This is a genomic window from Loktanella sp. Alg231-35 (assembly GCF_900143545.1).
Lineage (GTDB): Bacteria > Pseudomonadota > Alphaproteobacteria > Rhodobacterales > Rhodobacteraceae > Yoonia.
Map to the genome: position 1 here is coordinate 420,099 of NZ_FREV01000003.1, position 25,240 is coordinate 445,338.

Consider the following 25,240-nt stretch of genomic DNA (forward strand, 5'->3'; position numbering starts at 1 on the left):
AGGCAGCATACAAGGCAGTCTTTGGGCGCTGGCGTTGGGCGGCGTGAGCTTGAGCGTGGCGTCATTGGTGACAACGTCACCTATGCAGGGTGATGCACCCGTGACCCCGCAACTACAGATCCCGCAGCCAATGGTCGCCGCACCTGCGCCCGCAGGATTGGCCGCGCTGACATCTGAAAGCGAAAACACTGTGGCGCAAACCGGCCCGCAGGTTGCATTGCCTGTGCGCAACGACACCGATCCTATGCTTGATACGGCGCCCGCGATAGCCCCAGCAGAACCCGAAGTGGTCGCAGAGGTTGAAACGGCTGCGGAGCCGGAAGTGGAAGCTGAGACAGCTGTTGTAGAAGAACAGCAAGAAGACCCAACGCCGGTAGAAGAAGTCGTCGTGACCCAAGAGGTGCTGGACGAACCAGACGCCATTGTAACCGCAGAGCCAGCGGTCACTGAACCAGAGCCCCAGATGGCAGAAGACACTATGTCTGACGCCGACACGATGACAGCGGATGGGGCAGAAACCGCCGCACAACCCGAAACTGATGTGGTTGTTGTGGTGCCGACAGAGACGATTGAAGAGGGTGAGCCGCCATTGGTGTCCACGACCGAGCCTGAGGCGACGGCGGCTCCTTTGATCGTGCAGGCCCCGGTGGCGTCAGAAGACGTTGCTGACCAAGACCCGCAAGAAACTGTGACCGCAGAAGAAACATCCGTTGAAGATGAACCTGCCTTGATCGAAGAAGAAGCCCCTGCGGCGACTGATCTGGAAGAAACACCTGCCCCGGCAGATGAAGTCGAAACCGCTGAGGCCGCAGCAGCGCCTGCGCGCAGCGGCCCGGTTCGCGTGAACCGCATCGGCGTTGCCCCCAGCGCACCTGCGGGCGAGGAAGCGGCGGTTGTCGCAACAGAATCTCCGGCAGAAGATATCCCCGCGCTGCGCCAATTCGCAGTTGAATTTGAAAACCCCGAAGGCCTGCCCCTGCTGTCCTTGGTTCTTGTCGATGATGGCGCGGTGCCTGACGCCGCCGATAAATTCGCGGCGTTGGGCTTTGCTCCGACCGTTGTCATTGATGCATTGGCCGCAGATGCCTCGGACAAGATGGCGGAATATCGGGCCGCCGGGGTCGAAGTTGCGATGCAGATCAGCTTGCCCGACGGTGCGCAGCCAACAGATGTGGAAATCGCTTTTGCTGCTGCTTTTGATATTTTGCCTGAAACGGTGCTGGTATTTTCAGATGGCACCGGGTTTTTGCAAAGCGACCGCAATCTGACGGCACAGGCCATGGCGGTGCTTGCCGCAGAAGGGCGGGGCTTTGTTGCGGTGCAACGTGGGCTTGGCAGTGCGGTGCGCGATGCTGCGGATGCAGGCGTGCCAGCGGCGGCCGTCGAGCGTCAGATCGATGGCAATGGAGCGCAGCAGAACGCCATTGTCCGTGCGCTGGATCAGGCGGCGTTCCGGGCGCGGCAATCGGGCGGTGCAGTTCTAGCGGGCAGTGTGACGCCGGAAACGCTGGCCGCCTTGCAGGAATGGGCCGCGACAGTTGACCGTGATCAGCTGCTGATTGCACCGGCGTCAGCACTCTTGCTCAGCCAGACGGAGTAACCCCTGAGCGTACAATTTTCGGCAGAAAATTGTACTGCGCGCCAAAAGATTTTTAGCTAAAAATCTTTGCTTGCTGTCGTTTAGTTGCCCCCGCTGCGGAACATGGCGGCATCGGCGGCAGCTTTACGAATCGCGTTGGACTTATGCACGGTCTCTTGGTACTCGGCCTCGGGGTCGCTGTCATAGACGACACCGCCACCAGCCTGAATATAGAGCTTCTCATCCTGCAACACAGCCGTGCGCAGCGCGATACACATATCCATATCGCCATTGGCACTGAAGTAGCCGCAGCCCCCCCCGTAAACGCCACGCTTTTCGGGCTCCAACTCGTCGATGATCTCCATTGCACGCACTTTGGGCGCACCAGAGACCGTCCCAGCGGGCATGCCTGCGAAAAATGCGCTCAGCGCGTCCTGATCATCGGCCAATTCACCGACCACGTTGGACACGATGTGCATCACGTGGCTGTAGCGTTCGACGATGAACTGCTCGGTCGGGCGCACAGTGCCGATCTTGCTGACCTTGCCGGTGTCATTGCGGCCCAGATCCAGCAGCATCAGATGTTCTGCCAACTCCTTTTGATCGGCCATTAGATCGACCTCATTGGCGTTGTCTTCGGCCACCGTCGCCCCGCGTGGGCGCGTGCCCGCGATGGGCCGGATCGTAACCTCTTTGCCAAAGACACGGACAAGGATCTCGGGGCTGGCCCCAATCACCTGAAAGCCGCCGAAGTTGAAGAAAAACATGAACGGTGACGGGTTTGTGCGCCGCAAGGACCGATAAAGCGAAAACGGTGGTTCGCGAAAATCTTGGGTCCAGCGTTGTGAGGGGACAACCTGAAAGATGTCACCGGCTTTGATATAATCTTTGGCTTTCTCAACGGCGGCCAAATATTCGTCGTGGGCGAAGTTTGAGACAGGTGCAGCTGTCGGTGCAGGCTCTGCCAAGGCGCGGTTTTCGCTGGGCATAGGCCGTTCCAGCGCGCGTTGGGCATCCATCACCCGTTCGGCGGCCTGCGCATAGGCCGCACGGGCCGACAGGCCCGAGTTTACGTAAGCGGGTGCCACAAGAATCACATCGCCTTTGACCCCATCCAACACGGCAACAATCGACGGACGCAGCATGACCGCGTCCGGCAAGCCCAGTGGATCAGGGTTGATGTCAGGCAGATGTTCGACCAGCCGGATCGTGTCATAACCCAGATAGCCAAATAGCCCTGCAGAGGCAGCAGGTAGATCGGCAGGCAGATCAATCCGCGATTCGGCCAACAGGCCGCGCAAGGCTGTCAGCGGATCCTCGGATTGCGCAGCAAAAGCAGTATCGTCAAACCGCGCTTCGCGGTTGACCCGTGATGTCGTGCCCCGGCATTCCCAGATCAAGTCAGGGTTCATGCCCACGATCGAATAACGCCCGCGGACCTCGCCGCCTGTCACGCTTTCCAGCATGAAGGCGTTGCGCCCGGCCCCCGACAGCTTGAGCATCAAGGACACTGGCGTGTCTAGATCGGCGGCGATCCGGGTATAGACGATCTGGTTTGCGCCTGCGTCATAGCCGCTGGCGAATTGGTCAAAATCGGGCAGGAGGGCCATAAATTTGCCTATTGGAACTGCGCGTTGACCGCGTTGATCGTCGCTTGGTTAAGGTTTTGTCCGGTTTCTTGCTGCAACCGTGAAACATAGGCATCAAAGATGTCCTGCGCGATGCCAGAGCCCGCATTGGTGCCCACAGCGTCACGTTGAGCAATGATGCTTTCCTCTGTCAGATCAGGCGCAGAGACACCGTCAAGCCGCACGATGATCGCGCGGTTTTCGGCGTCGAGTACTTCTACATCGCCCACGGACATTGCAAAGACCGTTTCATTGAACGCAGGCGGTGTGCCTTCGACAAAGCTACGCCGTGTCAGTGCGTCTTCGGTCTGGGCGGTCAGGCCAAGGGTATCAAACCCGGTGAAAGGCAGGATATCGGCGGCAATTTCGGCGGCCTTTTCCATCACCGCCTGCTGGCGGCGCTGGATTTGCCATGCTGCCGCGACGTCTTCGCCGACCGCATCAAGCGGTTGCAGGGTTGGTGGGGTGATCCCGTCAAGGTTCAGGGCAAAGATGCCACCGTCTGACAGATCGTAAAGCTCTGGGAACTGGCCTTCTTGCACCACGGCGGCCTGATCGCGGAAATTGTCATAGGCGGCAATGCCTTCGGCATTATCAGGTGTCCAAGCGATTGTACCCAATTCCATATCCGTGCGTTCAGCAAGATCGGCCATGCTGGCACCACCAGCGATCAGATCGATCATGCTGTCGGCCTGATCATTGATGAAATCGCGCGCGGCCTCGGTTGCCAATTCGTCGCGCAGCATTGGGGCTGCATCATCCAAAGGTGTTTCCTGCGCGGCCAGAACCGCGTTGACCCGAAACAGGGCAGGGCCAAGCGAGGCATTGAAAGGGCCAACCACATCGCCGGGATTAGCTGCAAAAGCGGCCTCACCGGCGGCGCCCAGCTCGGCCTGATCCACATCGCCAAGGTCCACATCGGCCAGCGCCAGCCCGCGTTCTGCCACAAGATCTTCGAAGGTTACTTCACCTGCCTCTAGCTGCGTCATTGCCTCGGCGGCGCGATCCTGACTGAGATAGACCAGACGCTCGACCAGACGGCGCTCTGGTTGCATGAATTCATCAATACGCTGTTCGTAAAGCTGGGTCACAGCCTCGTCCGAGACGGTCATTTGGTCGCGGATCATCGCGGGTGTCAGCCAGACGTAAGTGATGTCGCGGGTCTCTGGCAGGGTGAATTCAGCAGGGTTTTCATCATAGTAGGTCTGAATGGCTTCATCTGTTGGCCCCGGTACAGGTGCTGTCAGTGCGTCCTGGGTAACGGTGGCCCATGTGATGCTGCGGCCTTCGCCGATATATTGCACCAGCGCGTCGGCATAAGCGTCAGGCGCGGGCACGCCGCCAATGACGGCCCCTTGCAGCAGTGCGCGGGCGGTTTCTTCGCGGATGTTCGCCTCATACTCGGCTGCGGATTGGCCGGACTGTTGCAAAGCCAGACGGTAGGTTTCACGGTTGAACCCACCTGCGCCCTGAAAGTCGGGGGTAGATTGCAGCTGTTCAAAAACACGTTCGTCGCCCACTGACAGGCCCAATGTGCTGGCCTCATTGTCGAGGGTGCGCAGCAGGACGACCTGGCTCAGCGCCATCTGATCGATGCCGAAGGCCTGCGCTTGCTGGAAAGAAATCTGCTGCCCGAACTGCGCTGATAGCGCGCGGATTTGTTCGTTCAGGGCCCGCTGGTACGCCGCGACCGAGACTTCTTTTTCACCCACGGTACCGATGCTGCGGATGTTCCCGCTCAGCCCGCCTGTGCCAAAGCCTGCAAGACCCACGAGGATCACACCGACGATGATCCACGCGCCGTAACGTTTGTTGCTTTTCTGTGCCATGTATCTGCCTGCCTTCACCGCTGGTTTGCGCATGAATAAGGGGCCGTGATCAGGGGCGCAAGGGTCAGTGCGCGAGCGATGCCAGACGGTCGAACAAGGTGGCCACGCCAGCCCGGTCGATGTTGGCAAAAGCGATGCGCAATTGTGCGTCACCGCCGGGCATATCATCAGGCATGAACATGGTGCCGGGCAAGGTCAGTACGCTGGCTTCTTTCACCAAAAGCGGGGCGAGGTCGGCCGATGACATCGCGAAAGGGTGTTTGACATAGGCAAAATATGCGCCGCACCCCAAAAGCTCCCAACCTTTGGCCGCCAGTTGTGGGAAATACGCGGTGATTGCCGCGCGGCGGTCGAGGATCTCGCGCCGTTCGCCCGCCAGCCAATCCCCGAGATGCTGCATTCCCCAAAGCGCGGCCCGTTGCCCCAGTTGGTTGGGGCAGATGGTAACGGTGTCAAGGAATTTTTCGACCTCTGCCAGTCGTGCGGTTCCGGCAATTACGGCGCCTACGCGGTGGCCCGTCAGGCGGTAAGCCTTTGAAAAGGAATAAAGTTGTATCAGCGTGTCGTCCCAGTCCGGTTCGGTGAACAAAGGATGCGGTGCGCCGCTGCGGCTGTCAAAGTCGCGATAGGTTTCATCGACGATGAGCGCTATGCCGTGGTCGCGTGCGAGCGTCAGAAAGGCCGACAGAACCTCTGCGGGGTATTCTACGCCGCAGGGATTATTGGGGCTGACCAAGGCAATTGCGCGCGTGCGTGGAGTGATCAGTTTGCGGGCCTCGGCTGCGTCGGGAATCATCCCGTCACCCACCAAAAGAGGTACGGTTTTGACCCCGGACATATCCAGCCACATGCGGTGGTTGAAGTAATAGGGGACCGGCAGGATCACCTCATCGCCTTCGGCGCAAAGCGTGGCGATGGCCGCTGCAAAGGCCTGATTGCAACCCGAGGTGATGGCCACCTGATCGGGTGAGACCGCGCCGCCATACGCGGCCGCCCATTGTGTGGCGACCTCTGCCCGCAGGGCAGGCAAGCCCAGAACCGGCCCATATAGATGGGCTTCGGCATCGTTGCGGATGATCTCGGCCATCGCCTCGCGCATTTCAGCGGGCGGTGGGTCAACCGGTGCGGCCTGACTGACGTTCAGCAACGGGCGGTTGGCTGGGTGGTCCACACCCGCCAGCCAGCGCCGGGCCTCCATGACGGGCGGGGCGAAAGTGTTGGCTGTGCGGGGTTGGGTCATTTTCGATGTCCAAAGGGCGGTGGTGCGCGGGGGTGACGTCAGATGCCTCCGGCGGAGATATTTATGAACAAAAGAAGCCGGAGGTTAGTCTTTCCCGCGATAGGGTTCGACATATTGCAAGGCCATATCCCAAGGGAAGAAGATCCATGTGTCCTGGCTGACTTCGGTGATGAAGGTATCCACCTGCGGCCGGCCCTTTGGTTTGGCATAGACCGTTGCGAAATGGGCCTTGGGGTACAGCGCGCGGACCAGTTCTAGCGTTTTGCCGCTGTCGACCAGATCGTCGATGATCAAAATGCCGGTGCCATCGCCCATAAGTGCCGCGTCAGGCGCTTTGAGCACTTTGGCCGCTGACTGGTCCTGATGATCGTAACTTTTTACGCTGATCGTATCGACGGTGCGAATATCCAGCTCGCGGGCTGCAATCATTGCGGGGGCCATGCCGCCGCGGGTGATGGCAACAACCGCCCGCCAAGCCCCATCGTCCGGCCCGTGGCCGTCAAGCCGCCAGGCCAAAGCACGGCTGTCGCGGTGAATTTGATCCCAGCTGATGTGGAAGCCTTTTTCATGGGGCAGGCGGTCTGTCATTGGGGTATCCTATTCCTTGGTGATGTCCGGGGCGTCGACCGCCTTCATGCCCACCACGTGATAGCCTGCATCCACATGCAGAACTTCGCCGGTGACGGCGCTGCCAAGGTCAGACAAAAGATAAAGCGCTGATTTCCCGACCTCTTCCTGTGTGACTGTGCGGCGTAGCGGCGAGTTATATTCGTTCCACTTCATGATCAGACGGAAATCGCCAATGCCTGAGGCGGCCAGTGTCTTGATCGTGCCAGCGCTGATGGCATTGACGCGAATGTTGTCCTTGCCCAGATCCTCGGCCAGATAGCGTACGGAGGCCTCAAGAGCGGCTTTGGCAACACCCATGACGTTGTAATGCGGCATGACTTTTTCGGCGCCATAATAGGTCAGGGTCAGGCAAGAGCCGCCTTCGGTCATCATCTTTTCGGCGCGCTGGACAACGGCGGTAAAAGAATAGACCGAAATATCCATCGAGGTCAGGAAATTGCCACGGCTGGTATCAACGTAGCGCCCGCGCAGCTCGCCTTTGTCGGAAAAGCCGATGGCGTGTACGATAAAGTCCAACTTGCCCCAGCGGTCTTCAAGTGCTGCAAACAGGGCGTCAATCGATGCCTCATCACCCACATCACATGGCAGAACGATGTCCGATCCAACAGAAGCGGCCAATGGGTCCACCCGTTTTTTCAGGGCTTCGCCCTGATATGAAAACGCAAGCTCAGCACCGGCATCGGCGCAGGCTTTGGCGATTCCCCAGGCGATCGACTTGTCATTGGCAAGCCCCATGATCAGGCCGCGTTTGCCTTGCATCAACTGTGATGTCATCGCTATTTTTCCTTTGCGCTTTTTGACGTGGCTCGCATTTCGTTTAGGCCATTGCAATGGATGCGGCAAGCATCTGAACAATCATTCAAAAAGGTTGCCACTGTGTCCAAATCAACTTAAGCCTATTGATGGGGGTTTTGTTAAGGATCAGCGATGTCTGACCGGGATGGCATTTTTGCGGGAGAAAACCCGTTTGCGATTGCTCAGCAATGGCTGGATGCTGCCAGCGAGACAGAACCAAACGACCCCAATGCAATTGCGCTTTCCACAGTGGACGGCGATGGTCTGCCGAATGTGCGGATGGTCCTGCTTAAGGATATCGAGTTGGATGCCTTCGTCTTTTACACAAACTACGACAGCAAGAAGGGGCAAGAAATTGCTCAGTCCGGCAAGGCGGCTTTTGTGATGCATTGGAAGTCGCTGGCCCGCCAGATTCGCGTGCGGGGCACTGTGAATAAGGAAGATGGGCGTACCGCAGATGCATATTACCGTTCGCGTTCTCTCAAAAGTAGAGTAGGTGCCTGGGCTTCAATGCAATCACAACCCTTGACGTCACGTACTTCTTTGATGACTGAGGTGGCTAAAGTAACAACTCAAAAAGGTTTGGACCCGGAACGGCCGCCTTTTTGGGGCGGTTTCCGGATTAAGCCGCTGGAAATCGAGTTTTGGGCAGATGGGGCTTTTCGTTTGCACGACCGGTTTCGGTGGTCGCGCCAACATGTCGATCAAGATTGGGAGGTCACGCGCCTCTCGCCGTAATCAGTTCTCGTGTCAAGTGTGAATGGATGGCCGAATGTTCGGTCATGAACAGTTGAAGATATGAAAGTATGGGTGTCGGCCAGAACCAAGGGCCGGGATTCAAGAGGAATAACAGATGGAAACGCAAGACACCGCGCCGCAACGGCAGGTGCACGGGCAAGTCAAGTGGTTTGATCCCACCAAGGGCTTTGGCTTTGTTGTCGCTAACGACGGCGGACGGGATATTTTGTTGCACGCGAATGTGTTGCGTAATTTTGGGCAGGGGTCTGTTGTGGACGGCTCTGCGATCGAAATTGTCGTACAGGACACACAGCGAGGACTTCAGGCGACCGAGGTGCTTTCTATTGTACCTCCTGTCGCTGATGAGGCTTTGCCATTGCGCGACATGGTTGAGTTCACACCCGAAGATATCGCACAAAAGCCGATCGAGCCTGCTCGCGTGAAGTGGTTTGACAAGGCCAAGGGCTTTGGTTTTGCAAATGTATTCGGCAGCAACGACGATGTGTTCGTGCATGTTGAGGTACTGCGTCGGTCTGGTTTGTCCGATTTGCAATCGGGCGAAGCGGTGGGTCTGCGTATGGTTGATGGTGAACGTGGCCGCATGGCGATTGAAATCATCGGCTGGGAAGCGGCCGCAAAGTGAAAACCCTGCCGCTGGCAATTCTGCTGAGCTGCAGCGCACAGCCGCTTCTGGCCATTTGTGCCGATGACAAGCTGACAATTTCGGGCGAATTCGGTCAGGCGACTTTTGGCATCGAAGTCGCTGACGACCCGCAAGAGCGGGCACAGGGGTTGATGTTTGTCGAGGACATGCCGCTTTTGGAAGGCATGCTGTTTGTCTATGAAGAGCCGCAGTTCGTCAGCTTCTGGATGAAGAACACGCTGATTCCCCTCGATATGTTGTTTGCCGGACCAACCGGAGAAATCCTGTCGATCCACGAGAATGCCGTGCCCGGTGACCTGACGCCGATCCGGGGTGGCAATGGCATTCAGATGGTGCTTGAGATCAACGGCGGTTTGTCCGCCCGTTTGGGCATCACAGAAGGGGATGTGATGCAGCATCCCAGCTTTGGACCCGACGCTATTTTGCCTTGTGACGAAAAGACTGACGGTTAGGGCTTTTCAAATCGTTTTTGTGGGGCTAAAGAACCGCACATGGTTCGGGGCGTAGCGCAGCCTGGTAGCGCATCTGTTTTGGGAACAGAGGGTCGGGAGTTCGAATCTCTCCGCCCCGACCACTTCACCACTTTCAACAATCAAGGCGTGAATCGCTTATTGTTGATCAGCCTATCGTGGCATTCCAAGCACGGTTAAGGCCCCAAATTCACAGTTAATAACTTGTTAATCTCAGTTAACGGCGCATTCGAGCGCGGGCGTTAACTTCAACTTTTGTCTGAGTTTCCCTACGTAAGCCTGCCGACTAAAAGGCTTTCTGCGGCTTACCGCAGAACGTCCACATGTGGACAAATCTGTGAGTGAATCACTGTGCCGGATCGGGACCATTTCGAACCGTAGCAGTCAACTCTATAAATCTGTATTTTGTGTTAAAAACCCGTTGACCCACTAGGGCTAGATGCGTCAAGTTGTGCGAGCCGACGGTCACAACACAAGATGTGGTAGCGGCATGGGGATTTAGACATTGGCGGGTGCAGAATCGCAGGCACCGTTCTGACTTTGACCTGATCGTTGATCGGGACGGTAAGCGTTTGCCAAAATGAAATGAACCCCACTGAGTAGGTGCCGCGTGTGCGGCACGATTTCAATGATCGCCGCAACGACGGCAAAACAGTATGGGGCAGAGTAGATGAAAATCGACCGCAATTTCACCAAGGCCAAATCAGGCGCCTACGGCGAGCTTGAGTTCAAAACAACAACGTCTGAGATTCGCAATCCTGACGGCACCATCGTTTTCAAACTTGATGACTGTGAAATTCCGACAGGTTGGAGCCAGGTGGCCTCTGACGTTATCGCGCAGAAGTACTTCCGTAAGGCAGGTGTTCCGTCCGAAGTGAAACGCGTCAAGGAAAAGGGCGTGCCAGAGTTCCTGTGGCGCGCTGAGCCTGCCAAGGGTGCGACCTATGGCGGAGAGACCTCTGCCAAGCAGGTATTCGACCGTCTGGCCGGTGCATGGACATACTGGGGCTGGAAGGGCGGTTACTTCTCGTCCGAGGAAGATGCCCGCGCTTACTTTGACGAAATGCGCTACATGCTCGCGACCCAGCGTGCCGCGCCAAACAGCCCGCAGTGGTTTAACACTGGTCTGCACTGGGCCTACGGCATCGACGGACCGGCCCAAGGCCACCACTATGTGGACTATCAAACCGGTGAGCTGACCAAATCAACCTCGTCTTACGAGCACCCACAGCCGCACGCCTGCTTCATTCAGTCGGTTGACGATGATCTGGTGAATGAAGGCGGCATCATGGACCTCTGGGTGCGTGAAGCGCGTCTGTTCAAGTATGGCTCTGGCACAGGCACGAACTTTTCTTCCCTGCGTGGCGAAGGCGAGCCTCTGTCAGGTGGTGGTAAATCTTCTGGCCTGATGGGTTTCCTGAAAATCGGTGACCGTGCGGCGGGTGCGATCAAATCGGGCGGCACAACACGCCGCGCGGCCAAGATGGTCATCGTTGATGCCGACCACCCTGATATTCAGGAATTCATCAACTGGAAGGTCATCGAAGAGCAGAAAGTGGCGTCCATCGTCGCAGGCTCCAAGATGCACGCGCGCTATCTGAACGCGATCTTTGGTGCGATCAAGACATGGGACGGGGAAGCGGTTTCCGCCTACGACCCCAAAACGAACGAAACCTTGGCCGCTGCTGTCAAAGACGCCAAGAAATCAGCGATCCCAGAGACTTATATCAAACGCGTGCTGGACTATGCCAAGCAAGGCTACACCAGCATTGAGTTCCCGACCTATGACACAGACTGGGATTCGGAAGCCTACAACAGCGTTTCTGGCCAGAACTCCAACAACTCGATCCGCGTGACTGATGCCTTCCTCAAGGCTGTAGAAAACGACGCTGACTGGAAACTGATCAACCGCAAGAACGGTGAAGTTGCCAAGATCATCAAAGCGCGCGAATTGTGGGAACAGGTAGGCCACGCCGCATGGGCCTGCGCCGATCCGGGCATCCAGTATCACGACACGGTCAATGCATGGCACACATGCCCCGAAGATGGCGCGATCCGCGGCTCAAACCCTTGTTCTGAATACATGTTCCTTGACGACACGGCCTGTAACCTTGCGTCGATGAACCTGCTGACCTTCTACAAGGACGGCGCGTTCCAGGCCGAAGATTACATGCACGCGACGCGTCTTTGGACGGTCACGTTGGAAATCTCCGTCATGATGGCGCAGTTCCCGTCCAAGGAAATCGCGCAGCGGTCTTATGACTTCCGCACCTTGGGTCTGGGCTATGCCAACATCGGTGGATTGCTGATGAATATGGGCTTTGGCTATGACAGCGACGAAGGCCGCGCGATGGGCGCTGCCTTGACGGCGATCATGTCGGGTGTGTCCTATGCGACCTCTGCCGAAATGGCGGGCGAGTTGGGGCCATTCCCCGGCTACAAGAAAAACAGCAAGCATATGCTGCGTGTTATCAAAAACCACCGTCAGGCCGCTCTGGGCAAAGCAGACGGCTATGACAAGCTGGATGTAAAGCCTGTACCGCTCGACCACGCTAACTGTCCCGATCAGCGTTTGATCGAACTGGCTGTTGGCAGTTGGGATGAAGCACTGATGCTGGGCAAAAAGCACGGCTACCGTAACGCGCAGGTTTCGGTTATCGCGCCAACCGGCACAATCGGTCTGGTTATGGACTGCGACACCACCGGGATCGAGCCTGACTTTGCTTTGGTGAAGTTCAAAAAACTTGCCGGTGGCGGTTACTTCAAGATTATCAACCAGTCCGTGCCAGCAGCATTGGAAAAGCTTGGCTATGGTTCTGCACAGGTCGAAGAAATCATTGCCTATGCCGTCGGTCACGGCTCGATCGGGCAGGCGCCTGCGATCAACCATACCTCGCTGATCGGGCATGGCTTTGGTCAGGCGGAACTGGACAAAATCGAAGCGGCGCTCGCCTCGGCATTCGACATCCGCTTTGTCTTTAACCAGTGGACGCTGGGCGAAGAGTTCTGCACCAAGACGCTGGGCATTCCTGCCGACAAACTGAACGACCCAACGTTCGATTTGCTGCGCCACCTTGGCTATTCCAAGCAGGATATTGATGCGGCCAACGACCACGTCTGCGGCACCATGACGCTGGAAGAGGCGCCACACCTGAAAAAAGAGCACTACACCGTGTTCGATTGTGCCAACCCATGCGGTAAAAAAGGCAAGCGTTATCTGAGCGTTGACAGCCACATCTACATGATGGCGGCGGCGCAATCCTTCATCTCTGGTGCGATCTCGAAGACGATCAACATGCCTAATGATGCAACGATTGAGGACTGCCAGAAGGCTTATGAGCTGTCTTGGTCCTTGGGCGTGAAAGCGAACGCGCTTTATCGCGACGGCTCTAAGCTGTCTCAGCCTCTTGCGGCGGCTTTGGTTGAAGACGATGAGGATGCGCAGGAAACACTCGAAAGCGGCAACCACCACGAAAAAGCGGCTGTTTTGGCCGAAAAGATCGTCGAAAAGATCATCGTGCAGGAAGTGCGCAACCGTGAGCGTGAAAAGATGCCGCAGCGCCGCAAGGGTTATACCCAGAAGGCCATCGTTGGCGGGCACAAAGTCTACCTGCGCACGGGCGAGTACGAAGACGGCCAGTTGGGCGAGATTTTCATCGACATGCACAAAGAAGGTGCGGGCTTCCGGGCCATGATGAATAACTTTGCCATCGCGGTTTCCGTCGGCCTGCAATACGGAGTTCCACTGGAAGAATTCGTGGATGCCTTCACATTCACCAAGTTTGAGCCTGCTGGCATGGTGCAAGGCAACGACAGCATCAAGAATGCGACGTCGGTGCTGGATTACATCTTCCGCGAACTCGCTGTCAGCTACCTCGACCGCACCGATCTGGCGCATGTAAAGCCCGAAGGCGCGTCTTTTGATGACATCGGCCGTGGTGAAGAAGAGGGCGTGTCCAACATCAAAGCACCAACCGAGAACACAGCCTCGCGGTCGCTTGAGGTGCTCAAGCAGATCTCCTCCACGGGTTACCTGCGCAAGCGGATGCCACAGGATCTGGTTGTGCTGCAGGGCGGTGCAGGGGCTACAGCGCTGGCCACGGGTACTGACCCATCGTCGGCCTTGCAAACGCTGGTGCCAGAAGCGAGCGAAAGCATCGTCGCGACAGGTGCCGCTACCACAATCTCGGCCCGCGATAAGGCCAAGATGCAGGGCTACGAAGGCGAGGCTTGCGGCGAATGCGGCAACTACACGCTGGTGCGGAATGGGACCTGCATGAAGTGCAACACTTGCGGCGGGACATCTGGCTGCAGCTAAGATTTTTCGACGAAAAATCTTATGCGCATAGAAGGAATTTCGACGAAATTCCTTCGCTGAAAACAGAGCTTCGGAGCGGGTGCGCTCGCTCCGACGCGGATTGGGCCGCAGGCAAACAAACCGAGCGGTACATAATGAGTGAGCCTAATCAGCGAAACTCAGGGAGGGCCTCGGTCCTCCCTTTTTTATTTCGCTCTTTCCATACCAAAATTCCACGTGCATGATTTTGCAAACAAGGGGACCCATCCATGACCGATTTTTTGCTGCTGGCCTTTATCTTTCTGATCGCGGGCGTGATCGCAGTACCGATTGCCACGCGGCTGGGGCTTGGCTCGGTGCTCGGATATCTGATTGCGGGCATTGTGATCAGCCCGATCCTGACAGTGCTCAATGTTGATGTGATCTCGATCCAGCATTTCGCGGAATTTGGCGTTGTGATGATGCTGTTTCTGGTGGGGCTTGAACTTGAACCCAAACGCCTGTGGCAGATGCGCGGCAAGCTCCTGGGGCTGGGCGGTGGCCAGATCGGGATCACCGCGGCCGTGATCATGGGGATTGGCCTATTGTTTGGGTTGGGATGGACCGTGGCGCTGGCTGTTGGCCTGATCGGAGCTTTAAGTTCAACAGCTATCGTACTGCAAACATTAAACGAAAAAGGCCTGATGAAAAGCGATGGAGGCCAGTCGAGCTTTTCTGTCCTTCTTGCCCAAGACATCGCAGTGATCCCTATGCTGGCTTTGATGCCGTTGCTGGCAATGCCGGAACTGTTGGATATGGCCAGTGAGGTCGCACATGGCGCGGAGGCGAGCCACGGCGCCGAGGCCGGGCATGGTGATGATGATCATGGCGGCGGTGGCGATCATGGCGCAGGGATGAGCCTTGTTGCGGGGCTGAACGGGTGGCAGACGGCTTTGATCAACGTTGTGGCCATTGCGGCGGTGATTGGCGCGGGCAGTTTCCTGACCCGGCCCATCTTTCGCTTCATCGCCGGGGCTAACCTGCGCGAGCTGTTCACAGCGACCGCATTGATGATGGTCATCGGCATTGCGCTGCTGATGTCGCTGGTCGGGCTGTCGCCGGCGCTTGGCACTTTCCTTGCGGGTGTTGTGCTGGCCAATAGTGAATACCGGCACGAGCTGGAATCAGACATCGACCCGTTCAAGGGGCTGCTTTTGGGGTTGTTCTTTATGACGGTGGGGGCCGCGATCAACTTCTCGCTGTTGTCCGAAAACCTGATGCTGATCGTTGGGCTGACTGTCCTGCTCATTGCGGTAAAGGCAGCGGTTCTGGCAGTCCTTGCGCTGATATTCAAACTACGTGGCGCGGACCGCTGGCTGTTGGCGCTCAGCCTTGCACAGGCCGGTGAATTTGGCTTTGTGCTGCTGTCCTTTTCAGTCAGCAACGCTATTCTGCCGCAAATGCTGGCCGATCAACTGCTGCTAGTAGTTGCCATCTCAATGATGCTGACGCCACTGCTGTTCATCTTCTATGACCGGGTCATCGTCCCGCGCCACAACGCGGCGGATATGGGCGAGGCGGATGATATCGAGGAACAGGGCGAGGTCATTATCGCAGGCGGAGGTCGTGTTGGAGGCGTTGTGCGTCGGATCTTAAGTGCGGCGGGCTATAGTCTGACGGTCATTGACTACAATGCCCAACATCTTGAAAACATGCGTCGTTTTGGTGCGCGTATCTACTACGGTGATGCCACGCGTCCCGATTTGCTGCATGCGGCGGGCTTGCACAATGCCAAGGTGTTTGTAGCTTCCATCGACGATAAGGAAAAACTGACTGAACTGGTTCACTACGTCCACACGACAGCGCCACACGTGCATATCATCGCCCGCGCGATTGACCGCCATCATGTCTATGAACTTTGGGCGGCTGGCTGTCGCGATATCATCCGCGAGAATTATGATAGCTCTTTGCGCATGGGCCGCTCTGCACTCGAGGCGCTGAACATCCCCCAGGACCGCGCGGCCATGATGGTGGATGCCTTCAATCGCTCGGATCGGTCTTCGATGATTTCGCTGGCGGATGCCTATGATCCGAACATTCCAGTGATGGAGAACGAGACCTACATCGCCCGCGTGCAGGAAATCATCGGCCCACGCGAGGCGGCGGTGAACGCTGAGATGATGCATATCCTTGAGACCGGCGAGATGCCCGAAGAGGATGCGTTCTTTGATGGGCCGACCGGTTAGGGGTCAGCGAGCGATATCAACGCCCGGTGCGGCGAGGGTGAAGCCCGCGAAGTGAAAACCGGGTGATACGGTGCATCCTACAAGCGTCCAGTCACCCGTCGTTGCGGCCTTTTGCCAATGCCCTTCGGGCACGATCGCTTGCGGCAACTCACCTTGTGCGAGGTTCGGACCCAGCATGTGATCTGTTGCTGGCCCGTCAAGCGATTGGGCCTGCGACAAGATCAGCGGTGCGCCAGCGTAGTGGTGCCAGATTTCTACCGCATCAACGGCGTGCCAATGACTTTCTTGCCCTGCTTTCAGCAGAAAATAGATGCAAGTGCCCGTCGCGCGGCCCGCGTTTTCAGCGATCCATGTCTGACGATAGTATCCGCCTTCGGGATGAGGAGTGAGGTCAAGCTGCGCGATGATCTGATCGACGGTCAACTCAGGCATGGGATTTGCGGTGCTGTATCTGGGTTATGCGGGCCGTCCAAACGCGGATCGGCGAACACCTCAACCGCCCGTTTGATCGGGGTAAAGCCCGCCCTTTGGTAGAAGGCCAACGCGCGCGGATCATCAAGGCTGCAGGTATGCACCGTCATCACGTTTGCGCCCCGGCTGAAGGCACGGTCCTGCGCGTGGGCCATCAGTGGGCCGCCAAGACCATGGCCTGTTGCCGATTTGACCAAACCGAAAAAAGCCAGTTCGCAGACCGCAGGTGCGCTGAAATCAAGTTCAATGAACCCGATCGCCTGATCGGCGTCGCGGATCACCCAAAGTTCGGTGTTAACGCTAGCCAATATCGCGCGCAGGGCGTTGTCTTCGGTGGTAAGCCGCGAGGTCCAGAGCCATGGCGCACCCACCGCCCGAAACAGCGCGCGGTAGCTGTCCACGTCCATCTTTTCCTGCGTGGCTGTGAAGCCATTGGGCATGGGTTTGGCCGGCATCCGTGCCGCGGCTGTCATCTCTAGATAGGTGACAACGGCTGCGACCTGGCCTGCCGGAACCTCGTGTAGTCCTTCGGTCAGGATCATCCTTTTAGGATGCTCCGCCCGGCATAAACGGCCGTTTCACCCAGCAATTCCTCGATACGGATCAACTGGTTATACTTGGCCAAACGGTCCGAGCGGGACAGGGAACCGGTTTTGATCTGACCGCAGTTCGTGGCCACGGCAAGGTCTGCAATCGTGGCATCTTCTGTCTCACCTGACCGGTGCGACATCACATTGGTGAACTGCGCACGGTGCGCCATATCAACCGCCTGCAATGTTTCTGTCAGTGACCCGATCTGGTTGACCTTGACCAGCATGGAGTTGGCCGAACCTTTGGCAATGCCGTCCGCCAGACGTGTGGGGTTGGTGACAAACAGATCGTCACCGACCAGTTGCACCTTATCGCCGATCATATCGGTGAGGGCTTTCCAGCCGTCCCAGTCATCCTCTGACATGCCGTCTTCGATGCTGATGATGGGGTAATCTTCGGCGAGTTTGGCAAGGTAAGCTGCGTTTTCTTCGGAGGTGAGCGATACACCTTCGCCGACCATCTCGTATTTGCCGTTCTTGTAGTATTCCGTCGCCGCACAATCGAGGGCGAGGTAGATGTCTTTACCCGGCTCATAGCCTGCCTTTTTGATCGACGTCATGATGAAATCAAGCGCGTCACGCGTACTGGCAAGGTTTGGTGCAAAGCCGCCTTCATCGCCGATGCCTGTGTTATGGCCTGCGGCAGAAAGCTCTTTTTTCAACGTATGGAATACTTCGGCCCCCATACGCACCGCTTCGCGGATGTTTTCCGCGCTGACCGGCATGATCATGAATTCCTGAATGTCGATTGGGTTATCTGCGTGCTCACCGCCATTGATGATGTTCATCATCGGGACGGGCAGGGTGCGCGCGGATGTGCCGCCAATATAACGATACAAAGGCTGACCGCTGTATTCAGCCGCCGCTTTGGCAACGGCCATGGACACACCCAAAATCGCATTCGCGCCAAGGCGGCCCTTGTTCGGTGTGCCATCCAGTTCGATCATCGCCATATCGATGGCGACCTGCTCGGTCGCATCAAAGCCAAGGATAGCTTCGGCAATCTCGCCGTTTACTGCAGCGACCGCTTCCAGCACACCCTTGCCCATATAGCGGGCCTTGTCGCCGTCGCGCTTTTCAACCGCTTCATGCGCGCCGGTGGACGCACCCGAAGGGACCGCTGCGCGGCCCATGGTGCCATCTTCAAGGATCACATCAACCTCAACAGTGGGGTTGCCCCGGCTATCAAGAATTTCGCGGGCGTGGATGTCGATGATCGTGCTCATTGGCGCGGCTCCTAAAGGCAGATGTTAGCGGTATCATGCGCTCTATAGCGCGGGTTTTTTCTTAAGTGAAGCGCGGTGCAGACGGGCCTCGCGCCAAAGCGTGTAGATGCCAGAGGCGATGATGATCGCGGCCCCTATGAGGGTCGCCGCATCAGGAATTTCGGTGAACATCACATAGCCAATCATCAGCGCAAACACCATCCGGCTGTAGCGAAACGATGATATAATTCCAGCATTGCCGCCACGGGTTGCCGCCACGATGGCAAGATAGGCAATCATGACGACCACAATGCAGGCCAGCAGCAGCACGGACTGCCGCCCGTCGGGGATGACAACGCTTTGCCCCTGAAACAGCATCAGCAGAAAGCCGGCGGGTACGATCATCGTGAAGGTATGGGTGGCAAGCTGCGCACCGCTGAGCCGGACCGTCAGGCTGCGCGTGAACAGATCACGTGCCGCCAACCCGAGCATTCCACCCAAGGCGAGCAATGTCGCGGGCGTAAACCCTTCCATCCCGGGCCGAATGATGACCATGACGCCGATAAAACCGACAAGGATTGCAAGCCACCGCCGCCAGCCCACCTCTTGGCCCAGAAAGATCGCGGCGCCCATGGTGACAACAAGCGGCGTCGCCTGGATCACAGCGGATGCTGTGGTCAGTGGGATCAGGGCCAGCGCGGTGACGAAAAGCATTGAACCGGCGGTATCGCAGATGCTGCGCAATATGACCTTGCGATCAAGGTAGGCTGGTTGCCAAAGCGTCTCGCCCTTGATCACCGACCAGCCCAAAAATGCAATAAGGCCGCCAAGGCAAGTCACCGAAATGATCTGCCCCACAGGCATGTCCACGGCCAGAAGTTTAATAAGACCGTCTTCCACCGCAAAGCAGAACATCGCAAAGACCATAAAGGCCGCGCCACGCATATTGTCCAAGTTTAGTCGTCCTTGTCAGTCAGGGGCACGGCATAAAGTTCCAACCGGTGACCCATCAAACGGTACCCCAGTTTTTCAGCGATCTTTTCCTGCAACGCCTCAATCTCGGGGTCGACGAATTCGATCACCGCGCCGGAATGCACATCGATCAGATGGTCGTGGTGTTCGCGGTCTGCCGCCTCATAGCGGGCGCGGCCATCGCCGAACTCGTGCTTTTCCAGAATGCCGGTTTCCTCGAACAGTTTGACGGTCCGATATACTGTCGCTAGCGAAATGCGCGGATCAGCGGCAGAGGCCCGGTTGTAAAGCTCTTCGACATCAGGATGATCGTCTGCCGCCTGCAACACAGCGGCGATCGTCCGGCGTTGCTCGGTCATGCGCAACCCGTTTGCTTCGCAGCGCTCTAGAATTGTCTTGGACATTGCAGCCTCATCTTGGTGCCCCAGTGATAACGGGCAGGGTGCCGGGTTTCCAGTGCTGTCAGAGCGTCAGCGTGCCTTGCATGGTGCGGACAGCTGCACCGCTGATGGTCACAGGGATCGGATCAGCAGGCGTCGTTTGCGCCATGATGTAGGATGGGCGCCCCATGTCCTCGCCTTGTAGGATGCTCAGCGATTGTGCGCGCCCGGCCTCATCGGTCAGGAGTGCAGCCAATGCCGCAGCGGCACTGCCGGTGGCTGGGTCTTCGGGGATATTGTCGAGCGGGGCAAACATGCGCGCGTCGATCTGGTCGCCGTCACGCACATAGGCATAAATCGCGAAATCCAGATTAGAGGGATACCGCGCGGCACCTTCCCGAAAGTGATCGGTGGCAGGTTGGCATTGGGTCAATGCTGCCCGGTCCTGTAATTCGACCATCACAAAGGGCAAGCCGACGCTGGCCTGAACGGGCGCATGAGTTGTTGTCTTGATCGCCTCTGCCGTCAGGTCGAGTGCCGCGGCAATCAGGGCGGGATCGGGGGTGCTTAGCCGCTCCAACGGGGCGGTGACCGTAAAGGCGGCTTTGTTACCCGAATAGGTGCAGGGGATCGGGCCAATCCCAAGCTCAAGCGTGATGTTGCCTGTCGCACCTTCATCCTTCAATGCGATAGCCGTGCCAACGGTTGGGTGCCCGGCAAAAGGGACCTCCATCGTAGGGGTGAAAATCCGCACTTTGGCCGTGTTAGCGGGGTCTGTGGGTGGATAAACAAAGGTCGTTTCGGAAAAATTGAACTCGCACGCGATGCGTTGCAACTGGTCTTCGGCAAGCCCGGTTGCATCGGGGATCACCGCCAGTTGGTTGCCGCCAAAGGCGCGGTCGGTGAAGACGTCATAAACAAAATATGCAGTCATCAAATTACCCTTCGGTTGTTGTGACACGGGTGGCGAGTTTTGCCACCGTTAGACCCTGCACCACAATTGAAAAAATGACGACCATATAGGTCGCCGTCAGGATGAGTGGTTTCCATTCACCCTCGGGCAGGGACAAGGCCAATGCGACCGAGATGCCACCCTTAAGCCCACCCCATGTCATCACAGGGATCACCCCTTCCGAGAACCCGCGGAACGGGCGCAGCATCAGCACAGGCACGGCCACAGCGGCCAGACGCGCCACCAGTGCCAGCGCGATAGAGGCGACGCCGGCCACAAGGAAATCGAACTCGAACGCAATGGCAAACACCTCGATCCCGATCAGCAGGAACAGCACCGCGTTAAGGATTTCGTCAATCAGCATCCAGAAGGCATCGACATATTGGCGGGTCTCATCGGACATGCCGTATTTCGCGCCCACATCGCCGATCAACAGCCCTGCGCAAACCGCCATGATCGGGGCGGAAACGTGCAGATACACGGCCAGTTCATAACCGCCAAAGGCCAGCCCCAGCGTGATCAACACCTCAAGTGAATAATCATCAATGCGGCGCATGATGCGGAAGGTCAGCCAGCCCAGCACAAGGCCCAACACGGCTCCGCCCAGGGCCTCTTGAAAGAACAGCTGCACCGCCCCTGCCATGCCTGCGCCGTGGCTGTCCCCATGCGGAAACGCCAGCCCGACAAGCACCAGAAAGACAACATAACCCACGCCATCATTAAACAGGCTTTCGCCCGCGATCTTAGTTTCAAGCGATTTGGGCAGGTCCGCCTGCCGCAGCACACCCAACACCGCCACAGGATCTGTCGGTGAAATCAGCGCACCAAAGACCAGCGCCACCAGAATCGGCATGCCGGTGAGCCACGAGAACCCGTAGCCAACGATTGTGGTCGACAGGGCGATGCCGATTGTGGCCATCAAAGCCACGACAACCCATTCGCGTTTTAGGTCAGACAGTTTGACGTGCAAGGCGCCTGCAAACAGCAGCAACCCCAGCATACCTTCCAGCAGGGCGTCGGAGAATTCGATATCCAATACCGCCGTGCGCACCACCGTGGCGACGCCCAGCGTTGGCACAATAATGTCCAGCAGCATCACGCCAAAGGACGCAGCGAGCGACACAACCAATATCCCAATTGCCGTTGGTAGCTTGAGATAGAGGTAGTTAATCGTGCCAAACGCCCCTGCAAGAACGATCAGAAGGGACGTGATTTGCAGTAGGGTCATGGCATTCCTTTGGCTTAGCCCAGTTGAACCAGCGCGTGGCGTTTCTTGCCTGCGCTCAGTTTGATCGGGGCGGCAAGGGCTGTCGCATCAATCATCGTACCTGCGTCGGTGAGCGGCGCGTCATTCATCCGGGCGCCGTTCTCGGCGATCAGGCGCTTGGCCTCCTTGCCGCTTTTGGCAAGGCCGGATTTGACGATCAACTGCACGATGGACATCCCGTCGCCCAACTCATCCGCGCTGAGTGTCAGCGTCGGCAGATCGTCCCCGATGCCGCCCTTTTCAAAGACTTCGCGCGCGGTTGCCTCTGCCGCCTGCGCGGCCTCGGCGCCGTGCAGCAGCGTTGTCACCTCGTTGGCAAGGATGATCTTGGCGGCGTTAATTTCCGAACCTTCGAGCGCGCCCAGACGGTCGCACTCTTCAATCGGCAGTTCAGTGTAAAGTTTGAGGAAACGGCCCGTGTCGGCATCCGTCGTATTGCGCCAGAACTGCCAGAACTCATAGGGGCTGCACATATCGGCGTTCAGCCAGACTGCACCGGCCAGCGATTTGCCCATCTTCTTGCCATCGCTGGTGGTCAGCAGTGGCGAGGTGAGGCCGTAGATTTCCTGATCCAGCACGCGGCGGGTCAGGTCGATCCCGTTGACGATATTGCCCCACTGATCCGACCCGCCCATCTGCAACAGACAGCCATAGCGGCGGTTCAGCTCAAGGAAATCATAAGCCTGCAAAATCATGTAGTTGAATTCAAGGAAAGACAGTGATTGCTCGCGGTCCAGCCGTGACTTCACGCTTTCAAACGACAGCATCCGGTTGATGGAAAAATGGCGCCCAATGTCGCGTAGAAAATCGAGGTAGTTCAGACCATCCAGCCATTCGGCATTGTTGATCATCATCGCGCCATTGGCGCTATCATCATAGGCAAGGTAGGCCGAAAACACCTTTTTGATGCCCGCGATATTGTCATCAATTTGTTCTGGCCCCAGCAGGGGGCGCTCATCCGCGCGGAACGATGGATCACCAACCTTTGTGGTGCCGCCGCCCATCAAGGTGATCGGTTTATGGCCTGTCTTTTGCAGCCAGCGCAGCATCATGATCTGGATCAGACTGCCCACATGCAGCGACTTGGCCGTTGCGTCAAAGCCGATATAGGCCGGTACAACCCCTTTGCTCAGCGCCTCATCAAGGCCCTGATAATCTGTGCAATCAGCCAGAAAGCCGCGCGTCATCATCACATTGATGAATTCAGATTTGGGATGGTAGGTCATAGGCTTGTTCCTGCTTGCGTCACGATGCACTCTATAGTGATCAGCTGGAGCAAGGGAAAGCGGATGTTTGAAGGTGAGATCGTCAGGGCATTGGGCACGATGTCAGGGACATCGCTGGACGGCGTGGATGCGGCGGTGATCGAGACGGATGGCGTTACAATCCATGGGCTCGGGTCGACCGCATATCGGGCCTATACGCCCCAAGATCAGGCAATTCTCAAAGCGCATCTGGGAAAGTGGCAGACCGATGATGTTTCCGTCGTAGAAGCCGTGGTCGAGGACGCGCATGTTGCAGTGATGTCCGGGTTCGCGGGTATCGCACTGGCAGGGTTCCATGGCCAGACATTGGCCCATGATCCCGGCGGGCGCGGCACGCATCAATGTGGCGACGGCGCGCGTGTGGCGGCACGGCTTGGCGTGGCCGTCGCGTGGGATTTTCGCACGGCGGATGTGGTGGCAGGCGGGCAGGGTGCGCCCTTGGCCCCGTTTTATCACTTTGCGCTGGCGAAATGGATGAAGGCAGATGCGCCGGTTGTCTTCCTAAACCTCGGTGGTGTGGGGAATATCACTTGGGTTGATCCATCCTGTGATGATCCTGCGGACCCAAAGGCGTTATTGGCGTTTGATACCGGTCCGGCCAACGCCCCGATGAATGATCTTTTGATGCAGTGCCGCGGGCTGTCCTATGATCTTGATGGCGCCTTGGCCGCGTTGGGCACAGCGGATCAGCAGATCGTGGATGATTTTCTGTTGCATCCATATTTTGCCCGGCCTGCGCCAAAGTCGCTGGATCGGGATGCATTTGCGGGGCTGTCAGACGCTGTGACTGCTTTGTCTGAGGTGGACGCGCTGGCAACCTTGGCCAAGGCCGTCACTGCCAGCGTGGCCAAGGCCATGACGCTTTGCCCCGCGCCGCCCGCCAAATTATTCGTCACTGGCGGCGGACGGCACAACAATACGCTAATGACCGGACTGGCAGAGGTCCTTGATTGCCCCGTCGCCCCAGTTGAGGATGCAGGTCTGGATGGTGACATGATCGAAGCGCAGGCCTTTGGGTATCTAGCCGTACGTGCTGCACGCGGCTTGCCGCTATCCAGCCCACAAACCACCGGCATTGCCGCCCCCATCACCGGTGGGAGGATCAGCGGCAACTTCAAGATCGGCGGCTAAATTCACCAAATACCGCGCTAAATCCCGCTTATCACGACACAATCACGCCGAAATGACGATACTGTTTCATTTCTGGGCGGCGTTTGGCCGATCAATCTGTAGGGCCTACGCCAGTTCTAGCCGACCAAATTCACAGGCCCGTGAGGCCGGTTGAACCTGTCTCAGAGGTTGTCAGATATGCCGCACACGACAACCGAAAAATCGGAGACAACAAATGAAAACGACATCGACACTCATCCGCACGAGCATGCTGGCAGCCCCACTCGCAATGGCTGCAGGGATGGCGTCAGCAGGCGGTATGGCAGAGCCAGTGATTGCCCCTGCACCCGCACCGGCCCCGGTCATGGCACCGGCCCCAGTGCGCATGGGATCTGACTGGACTGGCTTTTATGCAGGTGGTCAGATTGGCTATGGTCAATTGGACAGTGACGCATTGGCCGACGATACCGACGGTCTGACCTATGGTGTGCATGCAGGTTACCTTTATGACCTTGGCACCATCGTTCTGGGCGCAGAACTGGATGTTGACGGCACCGAAATCGAAGATGACGCCGCCGATATCGCACTGGACAGCGTTGCACGTGCAAAGCTGCGGGTTGGTTATGACGCAGGTGTCTGGATGCCTTATCTGACGGCTGGTGTGGCACGGGCCACGACCTCTGGCGCATTGGATGAAACTGACGACGGTTCATTCGCTGGTCTGGGGCTGGATTATCAGGTGTCCAACAACATCCGCGTTGGTGGTGAAGTGCTGCAGCACCAGTTTGATGACTTCGGTGGTGCCGCAGATATCGACGCGACAACAGCCTCCGCCCGCGTGTCCTTCAGCTTCTAAGTCAACGGACAAGGCATAGCATCCGGGCGCACTGTCCCTTCCCAAATCCTGTCGCTTTGGATGTTGACTTGAGACCC

21 protein-coding genes and 1 tRNA gene are annotated in these 25,240 nt (G+C 57.6%); 9 read left to right on the forward strand and 13 right to left on the reverse strand.

All coding sequences use genetic code 11. From position 1 onward, the window contains the following. Nucleotides 1–496 precede the first annotated feature (496 nt). Nucleotides 497–1,600 (forward strand): divergent polysaccharide deacetylase family protein, encoded by a 1,104-nt coding sequence (locus DHN10_RS09025; protein WP_373456694.1) that lies wholly within the window; start codon nt 497–499, stop codon nt 1,598–1,600. Nucleotides 1,601–1,680: 80 nt separating this feature from the next. Here the strand turns inward: DHN10_RS09025 and trpE are convergent, their stop codons facing one another. From trpE to fabI, 5 genes are all read right to left on the reverse strand, one after another. Further along, nucleotides 1,681–3,189 carry an anthranilate synthase component I gene (gene trpE, locus DHN10_RS09030; RefSeq protein ID WP_108814975.1) on the reverse strand — a complete coding sequence of 503 codons (1,509 nt, stop codon included), beginning with the start codon at nt 3,187–3,189 and terminating at the stop codon, nt 1,681–1,683. Between the two features lie 8 nt (nt 3,190–3,197). Beyond that, entirely contained in the window at nt 3,198–5,036 is a 1,839-nt protein-coding gene (locus tag DHN10_RS09035; protein WP_108814976.1) for a peptidyl-prolyl cis-trans isomerase, read from the reverse strand. A 64-nt stretch (nt 5,037–5,100) separates the two neighbouring features. Continuing rightward, entirely contained in the window at nt 5,101–6,276 is a 1,176-nt protein-coding gene (locus DHN10_RS09040) for an aminotransferase (protein ID WP_108814977.1), read from the reverse strand. A gap of 84 nt (nt 6,277–6,360) precedes the next feature. After that, nucleotides 6,361–6,864 carry a xanthine phosphoribosyltransferase gene (gene gpt, locus DHN10_RS09045; RefSeq protein WP_108814978.1) on the reverse strand — a complete coding sequence of 168 codons (504 nt, stop codon included), beginning with the start codon at nt 6,862–6,864 and terminating at the stop codon, nt 6,361–6,363. A 9-nt stretch (nt 6,865–6,873) separates the two neighbouring features. Then, nucleotides 6,874–7,680, reverse strand: a complete 807-nt coding sequence (gene fabI, locus DHN10_RS09050; protein WP_108814979.1) for an enoyl-ACP reductase FabI — start codon at nt 7,678–7,680, stop codon at nt 6,874–6,876. Between the two features lie 153 nt (nt 7,681–7,833). Between fabI and pdxH the strand changes: the two genes are divergently transcribed. From pdxH to DHN10_RS09080, 6 genes are all read left to right on the forward strand, one after another. Continuing rightward, nucleotides 7,834–8,439 (forward strand): pyridoxamine 5'-phosphate oxidase, encoded by a 606-nt coding sequence (gene pdxH / locus DHN10_RS09055; RefSeq protein WP_108814980.1) that lies wholly within the window; start codon nt 7,834–7,836, stop codon nt 8,437–8,439. Between the two features lie 115 nt (nt 8,440–8,554). After that, nucleotides 8,555–9,082 (forward strand): cold-shock protein, encoded by a 528-nt coding sequence (locus DHN10_RS09060; protein WP_108814981.1) that lies wholly within the window; start codon nt 8,555–8,557, stop codon nt 9,080–9,082. Further along, nucleotides 9,079–9,555 (forward strand): DUF192 domain-containing protein, encoded by a 477-nt coding sequence (locus tag DHN10_RS09065; RefSeq protein ID WP_108814982.1) that lies wholly within the window; start codon nt 9,079–9,081, stop codon nt 9,553–9,555. The genes DHN10_RS09060 and DHN10_RS09065 overlap by 4 nt, the downstream gene beginning before the upstream one ends. A 45-nt stretch (nt 9,556–9,600) precedes the next feature. Next, nucleotides 9,601–9,677: transfer RNA gene (locus tag DHN10_RS09070), tRNA-Pro, on the forward strand. 566 nt (nt 9,678–10,243) lie between these two features. Continuing rightward, on the forward strand, nt 10,244–13,891 hold the full coding sequence (locus DHN10_RS09075) for a vitamin B12-dependent ribonucleotide reductase (protein ID WP_108814983.1): 3,648 nt from the start codon (nt 10,244–10,246) through the stop codon (nt 13,889–13,891). A gap of 248 nt (nt 13,892–14,139) precedes the next feature. After that, nucleotides 14,140–16,095: a cation:proton antiporter domain-containing protein gene (locus tag DHN10_RS09080; protein ID WP_108814984.1), complete on the forward strand. Its 1,956-nt coding sequence runs from the start codon at nt 14,140–14,142 to the stop codon at nt 16,093–16,095. 3 nt (nt 16,096–16,098) lie between these two features. On the opposite strand, the gene DHN10_RS09085 is transcribed toward DHN10_RS09080, so the two are convergent. Genes DHN10_RS09085 through tyrS form a run of 8 tightly spaced genes read right to left on the reverse strand, consistent with a single transcriptional unit; the run spans nt 16,099 to nt 23,158 of the window. Further along, the gene (locus tag DHN10_RS09085; RefSeq protein WP_108814985.1) at nt 16,099–16,527 is read right to left on the reverse strand and encodes a cupin domain-containing protein; all 429 of its coding nucleotides are present in this window, start codon (nt 16,525–16,527) and stop codon (nt 16,099–16,101) included. Continuing rightward, nucleotides 16,515–17,108, reverse strand: coding sequence for a GNAT family N-acetyltransferase (locus DHN10_RS09090; protein WP_108814986.1), 594 nt, complete (start codon nt 17,106–17,108; stop codon nt 16,515–16,517). The genes DHN10_RS09085 and DHN10_RS09090 overlap by 13 nt, the downstream gene beginning before the upstream one ends. Next, nucleotides 17,105–18,382 (reverse strand): phosphopyruvate hydratase, encoded by a 1,278-nt coding sequence (eno, locus tag DHN10_RS09095; protein ID WP_108814987.1) that lies wholly within the window; start codon nt 18,380–18,382, stop codon nt 17,105–17,107. The genes DHN10_RS09090 and eno overlap by 4 nt, the downstream gene beginning before the upstream one ends. A gap of 42 nt (nt 18,383–18,424) precedes the next feature. Continuing rightward, a complete protein-coding gene (locus DHN10_RS09100) occupies nt 18,425–19,315 on the reverse strand; it encodes a DMT family transporter (protein ID WP_108814988.1) in 891 nt (296 codons plus the stop codon). Between the two features lie 2 nt (nt 19,316–19,317). Next, entirely contained in the window at nt 19,318–19,737 is a 420-nt protein-coding gene (locus tag DHN10_RS09105) for a Fur family transcriptional regulator (RefSeq protein WP_108814989.1), read from the reverse strand. A gap of 58 nt (nt 19,738–19,795) precedes the next feature. Next, entirely contained in the window at nt 19,796–20,647 is an 852-nt protein-coding gene (locus tag DHN10_RS09110) for a PhzF family phenazine biosynthesis protein (RefSeq protein ID WP_108815163.1), read from the reverse strand. A 4-nt stretch (nt 20,648–20,651) separates the two neighbouring features. Beyond that, on the reverse strand, nt 20,652–21,893 hold the full coding sequence (locus tag DHN10_RS09115; RefSeq protein ID WP_108814990.1) for a cation:proton antiporter: 1,242 nt from the start codon (nt 21,891–21,893) through the stop codon (nt 20,652–20,654). A 14-nt stretch (nt 21,894–21,907) separates the two neighbouring features. Continuing rightward, complete coding sequence (tyrS, locus tag DHN10_RS09120; protein WP_108814991.1) at nt 21,908–23,158, reverse strand: tyrosine--tRNA ligase; 1,251 nt, start codon at nt 23,156–23,158, stop codon at nt 21,908–21,910. Between the two features lie 63 nt (nt 23,159–23,221). Between tyrS and DHN10_RS09125 the strand changes: the two genes are divergently transcribed. Together DHN10_RS09125 and DHN10_RS09130 are read left to right on the forward strand one after the other, a co-directional pair. Continuing rightward, nucleotides 23,222–24,328: an anhydro-N-acetylmuramic acid kinase gene (locus DHN10_RS09125; protein ID WP_108814992.1), complete on the forward strand. Its 1,107-nt coding sequence runs from the start codon at nt 23,222–23,224 to the stop codon at nt 24,326–24,328. A gap of 214 nt (nt 24,329–24,542) precedes the next feature. Then, nucleotides 24,543–25,163: an outer membrane protein gene (locus DHN10_RS09130; RefSeq protein WP_108814993.1), complete on the forward strand. Its 621-nt coding sequence runs from the start codon at nt 24,543–24,545 to the stop codon at nt 25,161–25,163. Nucleotides 25,164–25,240: the final 77 nt, after the last annotated feature.

What these genes read in the sequence shown, in the direction of transcription:
- DHN10_RS09035 (WP_108814976.1), bottom strand. Translation starts at nt 5,036, where the DNA reads ATGGCACAGAAAAGCAACAAACGTTACGGCGCGTGGATCATCGTCGGT.
- DHN10_RS09085 (WP_108814985.1), bottom strand. Translation starts at nt 16,527, where the DNA reads ATGCCTGAGTTGACCGTCGATCAGATCATCGCGCAGCTTGACCTCACT.
- DHN10_RS09040 (WP_108814977.1), bottom strand. Translation starts at nt 6,276, where the DNA reads ATGACCCAACCCCGCACAGCCAACACTTTCGCCCCGCCCGTCATGGAG.
- tyrS (WP_108814991.1), bottom strand. Translation starts at nt 23,158, where the DNA reads ATGACCTACCATCCCAAATCTGAATTCATCAATGTGATGATGACGCGC.
- DHN10_RS09105 (WP_108814989.1), bottom strand. Translation starts at nt 19,737, where the DNA reads ATGTCCAAGACAATTCTAGAGCGCTGCGAAGCAAACGGGTTGCGCATG.
- DHN10_RS09090 (WP_108814986.1), bottom strand. Translation starts at nt 17,108, where the DNA reads ATGATCCTGACCGAAGGACTACACGAGGTTCCGGCAGGCCAGGTCGCA.
- eno (WP_108814987.1), bottom strand. Translation starts at nt 18,382, where the DNA reads ATGAGCACGATCATCGACATCCACGCCCGCGAAATTCTTGATAGCCGG.
- fabI (WP_108814979.1), bottom strand. Translation starts at nt 7,680, where the DNA reads ATGACATCACAGTTGATGCAAGGCAAACGCGGCCTGATCATGGGGCTT.
- gpt (WP_108814978.1), bottom strand. Translation starts at nt 6,864, where the DNA reads ATGACAGACCGCCTGCCCCATGAAAAAGGCTTCCACATCAGCTGGGAT.
- DHN10_RS09115 (WP_108814990.1), bottom strand. Translation starts at nt 21,893, where the DNA reads ATGACCCTACTGCAAATCACGTCCCTTCTGATCGTTCTTGCAGGGGCG.
- trpE (WP_108814975.1), bottom strand. Translation starts at nt 3,189, where the DNA reads ATGGCCCTCCTGCCCGATTTTGACCAATTCGCCAGCGGCTATGACGCA.
- DHN10_RS09080 (WP_108814984.1), top strand. Translation starts at nt 14,140, where the DNA reads ATGACCGATTTTTTGCTGCTGGCCTTTATCTTTCTGATCGCGGGCGTG.
- DHN10_RS09075 (WP_108814983.1), top strand. Translation starts at nt 10,244, where the DNA reads ATGAAAATCGACCGCAATTTCACCAAGGCCAAATCAGGCGCCTACGGC.
- DHN10_RS09110 (WP_108815163.1), bottom strand. Translation starts at nt 20,647, where the DNA reads ATGACTGCATATTTTGTTTATGACGTCTTCACCGACCGCGCCTTTGGC.
- pdxH (WP_108814980.1), top strand. Translation starts at nt 7,834, where the DNA reads ATGTCTGACCGGGATGGCATTTTTGCGGGAGAAAACCCGTTTGCGATT.
- DHN10_RS09025 (WP_373456694.1), top strand. Translation starts at nt 497, where the DNA reads ATGACAGCGGATGGGGCAGAAACCGCCGCACAACCCGAAACTGATGTG.
- DHN10_RS09060 (WP_108814981.1), top strand. Translation starts at nt 8,555, where the DNA reads ATGGAAACGCAAGACACCGCGCCGCAACGGCAGGTGCACGGGCAAGTC.
- DHN10_RS09125 (WP_108814992.1), top strand. Translation starts at nt 23,222, where the DNA reads ATGTTTGAAGGTGAGATCGTCAGGGCATTGGGCACGATGTCAGGGACA.
- DHN10_RS09130 (WP_108814993.1), top strand. Translation starts at nt 24,543, where the DNA reads ATGAAAACGACATCGACACTCATCCGCACGAGCATGCTGGCAGCCCCA.